Raw genomic sequence first — 4,827 nt, 5'->3', positions numbered from 1 at the left:
TTGGGACGACTATCGCATGTATGTGCGGGGTCTCTTCATCAGCATGAAGTGTGGCTGCCACCACGTTTGCCTTGCCAAAGGTGGTATAAAGCCACTGCATCGTACTATGGCACCACTCCTCTAAGCGTCCATCGCTTTCAAGTTGGAGCATATCTTCGTGTGATCCCGATAGGATGAAACTCTAAGTTTGCGACATGAAAAAACAGGATTAAATCTTTTTGCTTACTAAGGTTGGCTTATTACCTTTGTTGTTAAAAGGAGAGCCAGCCTGCAGGGAAGGGAAACTTTGAATGAAACGGGGCTTCAAGCCCATAATTCGCTTTAGTCCTCCCTGCACAGTTGCAAAGACCTGATAGAAAGTTAAGGCTTCGAGCCTATTTAGAGTTTTGAGTCCGTTGCAACTTTAGCCGGTTCCTGTAATTGCAAAGTTATGAAGAAAATTTTTATTAGCATTGACTTTTCAAAAGAAAAGTTTGATGCGACCATCATCAAGGCGGAAGATTTGAGCGAGATGCTGTCTGTAGGGCACCAAGAGTTTATCAACAAAGTTTCAGGCTATCGTAAGATGCTCCGTTGGGTGGACAGCCTATGCGGTGCCGACACATGTGAGGACTGGCTTTTCTGTGGCGAGAATACAGGCGGATACAGCCAGATGATGAGCGACTATCTATATTCAAAAGGCTATGATCTTTGGATAGAGAATGCCTTGAGCATCAAACGTGCTTTCGCCATGAAGCGTGGAAAGAGTGATAGGTCTGATTCGCTGATGATAGCCGAGTATGCCATGCGCTATCAGGACAAGGCCCGTCTATACGAGCCCTTGAGCCCAGCGCTCTCACAGTTACGTGAGGTATTCCTCTACCGACACATGCTCGTCAGGCATAAATGCAGTTTTGAGGTTAGACGCATTGAGAAGCGCTTCACGCAACAGAAGTCATCCGCAAAGACGATGATATCGCAGAGTTCTCGACACATATTAACCGAACTTAAGCACGAGATTCAAAAGTGCGACCAGCGGATACAGGAGCTCTTACGCTCAGACGAGGAACTTAGTCGCATCTTCGGCATCATTACTTCCATGCCTGGCGTGGGAACGATTAATGCGGTGTGTCTGATGGTCTTCACCAACAATTTCACCAAGTTCGACTACAACGCTCGCAAGATAGCCTGCTACTACGGTGTGGCACCCTTCGCCCGTGACTCTGGGACCAGTGTGCACTCGGCTCCCAAGGTAGGGTATTTGGCTAACAAGATGATTAAGTCGCTACTCTCGCAGGCTGCTTTGGCTGCCGTGAACTTCTGTCCAGCTATGAGCATGTATTACCATCGACTGGTAGACAAAGGCAAAAAACCAATGGTAGCATTGAACAATGTTAAGAATAAGATGCTGACAATCATCACAGCAATGGTAAAAAACGACTGCAAGTATCAGCCAGAATACATCTCTATCAATGCTCGAAGTGAAATGTTAAATAAATAGTTAAAATCAAAAAAACAGAAGAATAATAACATAGAAAGCTCTATCTTTACCATTGAGTATCTGTGTAATAATATGAATCGATATATTCTCTTTTTCTTCTCGCTGTTGCTGAGCCTTTCGGTATCGGCCCAAAAGGTGATTCTAAGCGATGAACTCTTACCCCTATCGGGCGAAAACAATACGACAGTTTATTTCGAAAAGGACAGCCGAAAACCCTTGCAGGGAGAGTGGCGTATCAAGCGGGAGCTTGACGAAGAGACTATTTCCTTTTCTAACGGACTGATGGATGGCAAGTACCACCGCTATCGGGATGGTGTACTGAGAGAAACGGGAGCGTATGACCAGGGGAAAAGAAATGGGGTGTTCACGGAGTACTACCAAGACGGCAAAACTGTCAGCAAGATTACCCCTATGAAGAAGGGCAAAATCGATGGCTGTGTAAAAACCTATTTCAAAGACGGTCGTTTGGATTTGGAGAAAGAATACCAGGAAAGTGTGGAAAACGGCTTTGAGAAGCGGTATGACAGCCAAAACGGTGCTCAAATACTTGAGACCCGTTGGATGAATGGGAAGAAAGACGGGGTCGAGTGGAAACTCACGAAACAGGGAGATGGCGTTGAAAGCAAAGTCACACGAACTTATCGCATGGGCGTGCTACATGGGGCGTACAAAGAAGAAGTTTTGCGCAACGGAAATCCGATTTTGGTTGTAGAGGGACAGTATGCCGATGGAGAACGTTCGGGGGTATGGAAAGAGTACGACGCCACTATGAAGACGACAAGAGTACTAAGAAATAATCATTGAGACAAGCGAATTTGTATGACTGCATCAATAATTGCCGGGAGTGTCCTTATCGCAATAGCTGTGCTTATACTGATTTGGGGTATAATCACCTCTAATAATCTCATTGCCAAGAAAAACAGGGTGGAACAATGCCGGAGTGGCATTTGTGTGGCACTCAAGCAGAGAAATGACCTTATACCCAATTTGGTGGCATCTCTTAAAGCGTATATGGGACACGAAAATGAAATCCTTACCCGCATAGCCGAACTAAGGTCTCGAGCAGACGGAGCCCCCGAAGCAGAACAAATCAAGGACGGGACAGAAATCTCCGCTCTTCTCAAACAAGTTAAGGCCGTTGTTGAGAGTAATCCGGATCTCAAAGCCAATGAGCAGTTTGTCTATCTCCAATATCAGATAACGGATATGGAGAACGAATTGCAGGCTATACGCCGAACTTATAACGCAACCGTAACGGATTACAACAATGCCGTAGAAATGTTCCCGTCTTCATATATCGCTTCAAGAAAACATCTTGGGAAAGAAGCATTGATACAAATTCCTGAAAGTGAGTTGGGCGACATTCATATCAAGGAGATTTTCGGATAATTTATGAAAGAAGACCACTTGATTGACTTCAAGATTGTCGCTCAACAAATGAGAGGGCAACTAACCCACATAGCTATGTGGCGTAAGATTGTTAGGCTTCTCATTTATTCCGTTTACCCTTTGGCTCTGCTTTGGCTTGCATTCACTATATTCGGAAGGTATATCGTCGATGCGGACAATTATGAAAGCTCACAATTAACGGCAACGTATGTCGTCATATTCTTTGTCACCTTTGTGGTCCTCAATACGCTGTTCTCTTTATGCCTAAATGTACTGAAGCAGAAAGAGGAAAAAGTAATGGGGCAAATTATCAACCAGCTATTTCCGGATGCAAATTATTCTCCGACAAAAGAAGTAAAGGTGTCCGATATTCGGGCAAGCAGACTATTCGGAACCCCAAATAGGTCGGAGGGTACTCTGCAAGTGGCAAGTTACGGTGCATTGAGTTTCCCAAATCAGCATCAAGCATTGACAATAGCCGATATAGGAGTAACCGCAACAAATGAACAGAATACTAAACTATGGAGATCCTTTAGGCTCCTCTATCGGGCGATTTTCAGTCCGATGTGGGGCGCACAAGTAGAGAGCACGATGTTCAGCTTTAGGGGAATGTTTGGTTACTGCCGTCTTCCAAGAACTTGCAGAGGATTTGTTATGCTGCTTCCCGACCATTTGGAGGATAAGTTGGGCTACTTCGCTCTGACGATACAAAAACTGAGGGAGAGACATAAAGCAAAGTTTGTTTATTTGGAAGACCCCGAGTTTGAACGTCTCTTTACCGTATATGCCGATGACGAGGTAGAAGCCCGTATGATTTTGACCCCGGCAATGATGAAGAAACTTACCGCTCTTCGTTGTTCCTTTACTCATGACTTGATGCTCTCCTTTAGCGGAGATACATTTTATTATGCCTCCAATATGCCAAAAGGATTTCTTCGCCTTAGCGGGAAAACATCTTTAAACGAAGACCTATTGCTTGAAATCTACCAAGAGATTGGATTCTGTCTTTCTGTAGAAGAAATGATGGGGAAGCATGTGGATAAGTAGGAAATATGATATAATAGACTTATGTTTAACTTCAAAATAATACTTGTATGATCTGGAAAATCATCGTGGCAATAGTCGCTGTCTTGATTATTGCTTTTATCGTGTTTGAAATCGTGTCTCGGCTCATTGCTAAGAAAAACCTGAAAGCCTTTTTGGCTTCTCATCCTCAAACACCGCTCACCGAGGAAAAGAAAAGGTTACTGGTATTTGGAGCCATCTTGTCTTGTTATCGCAGTGAGGACATCCTTAGTATTATCACCGATGATAATATGAATGAGTACAAGACCGGGCTTCAAGAACAATGGAGCATTAATGGTCGGGAAGATGCTCTGGAGACGCTAAACGCTCTGCTTAATTTAGAGCAGAGTACGGAAGTGGACGAAGTCCTTGCTCAAAGAGGTTCTTCCGAGGAACTTATTGAGCTGCAGACTTTGATAGCAGACGGGCTAAAAACGGATTTGGCTCAAGTCCGGACCACAACCTCCACGTATGCTTGGGACGTATGCCGACTGGTGAGCTTGGCAAAATGGTGTTATTGGTTGCAATACATCAGTGAAGCGGAAATGTGGAAGTACCTCAATGAAGGAGCGGTGAAAGCATCGTCATTAGGCAAAGACTGGAACGACTATACGGTCTCGTTCTTAATGGGCCGAGCCATTCACGGATTTGGTACAGAGGATATCATAGACGATTGTAAGGCTCTATATCATAGAGAGTCTGACACGGATGTGTATTCCAAATACAGCTTTAAATAACTTTTCAAAGCTGACCGAGACCTCTGTGCAAAGGTCTCCCAATGATGGTATAGTCAATGGTCCTTTACAAAAAGGATCTTTGACTATATTATTATCTATGTCTATCTTTCTTGTGAGAAAGAGGAAGTCTTTGACAGCTGTTTTTTTGTCAATCTG

5 protein-coding genes and 1 pseudogene are annotated in these 4,827 nt (G+C 44.1%); 5 read left to right on the top strand and 1 reads right to left on the bottom strand.

Annotated features, from left to right (window positions below; all coding sequences use genetic code 11):
- Window positions 1-178: pseudogene (locus HMPREF0645_RS13250) on the bottom strand (plasmid recombination protein); the annotation flags it as partial.
- A gap of 252 nt (window positions 179-430) precedes the next feature.
- Between HMPREF0645_RS13250 and HMPREF0645_RS03590 the strand changes: the two are divergent.
- The 5 genes from HMPREF0645_RS03590 to HMPREF0645_RS03570 all read left to right on the top strand — a co-directional run bounded on the left by HMPREF0645_RS03590 (window position 431) and on the right by HMPREF0645_RS03570 (window position 4,671).
- Entirely contained in the window at window positions 431-1,480 is a 1,050-nt protein-coding gene (locus HMPREF0645_RS03590) for an IS110 family RNA-guided transposase (RefSeq protein WP_007173500.1), read from the top strand.
- Window positions 1,481-1,552: 72 nt separating this feature from the next.
- Window positions 1,553-2,284 (top strand): toxin-antitoxin system YwqK family antitoxin, encoded by a 732-nt coding sequence (locus HMPREF0645_RS03585; protein ID WP_007173499.1) that lies wholly within the window; start codon window positions 1,553-1,555, stop codon window positions 2,282-2,284.
- A gap of 15 nt (window positions 2,285-2,299) precedes the next feature.
- A complete protein-coding gene (locus HMPREF0645_RS03580; RefSeq protein WP_007173498.1) occupies window positions 2,300-2,869 on the top strand; it encodes a LemA family protein in 570 nt (189 codons plus the stop codon).
- A 3-nt stretch (window positions 2,870-2,872) separates the two neighbouring features.
- Window positions 2,873-3,916: a DUF3137 domain-containing protein gene (locus HMPREF0645_RS03575; protein WP_007173497.1), complete on the top strand. Its 1,044-nt coding sequence runs from the start codon at window positions 2,873-2,875 to the stop codon at window positions 3,914-3,916.
- 47 nt (window positions 3,917-3,963) lie between these two features.
- The gene (locus HMPREF0645_RS03570; RefSeq protein ID WP_007173496.1) at window positions 3,964-4,671 is read left to right on the top strand and encodes a DUF1266 domain-containing protein; all 708 of its coding nucleotides are present in this window, start codon (window positions 3,964-3,966) and stop codon (window positions 4,669-4,671) included.
- Window positions 4,672-4,827: the final 156 nt, after the last annotated feature.

Origin of the sequence: Hallella bergensis DSM 17361 (assembly GCF_000160535.1) — a bacterium.
Taxonomy (GTDB): Bacteria; Bacteroidota; Bacteroidia; order Bacteroidales; family Bacteroidaceae; genus Prevotella; species Prevotella bergensis.
The sequence above is the reverse complement of the archived record's forward strand: the minus strand, read 5'-3'. Positions and strand labels throughout refer to the sequence as shown.

Excerpts from the sequence above, each read along its gene's own strand:
- HMPREF0645_RS03580 (WP_007173498.1), top strand. The coding sequence starts at position 2,300 with ATGACTGCATCAATAATTGCCGGGAGTGTCCTTATCGCAATAGCTGTG.
- HMPREF0645_RS03575 (WP_007173497.1), top strand. The coding sequence starts at position 2,873 with ATGAAAGAAGACCACTTGATTGACTTCAAGATTGTCGCTCAACAAATG.
- HMPREF0645_RS03590 (WP_007173500.1), top strand. The coding sequence starts at position 431 with ATGAAGAAAATTTTTATTAGCATTGACTTTTCAAAAGAAAAGTTTGAT.
- HMPREF0645_RS03585 (WP_007173499.1), top strand. The coding sequence starts at position 1,553 with ATGAATCGATATATTCTCTTTTTCTTCTCGCTGTTGCTGAGCCTTTCG.
- HMPREF0645_RS03570 (WP_007173496.1), top strand. The coding sequence starts at position 3,964 with ATGATCTGGAAAATCATCGTGGCAATAGTCGCTGTCTTGATTATTGCT.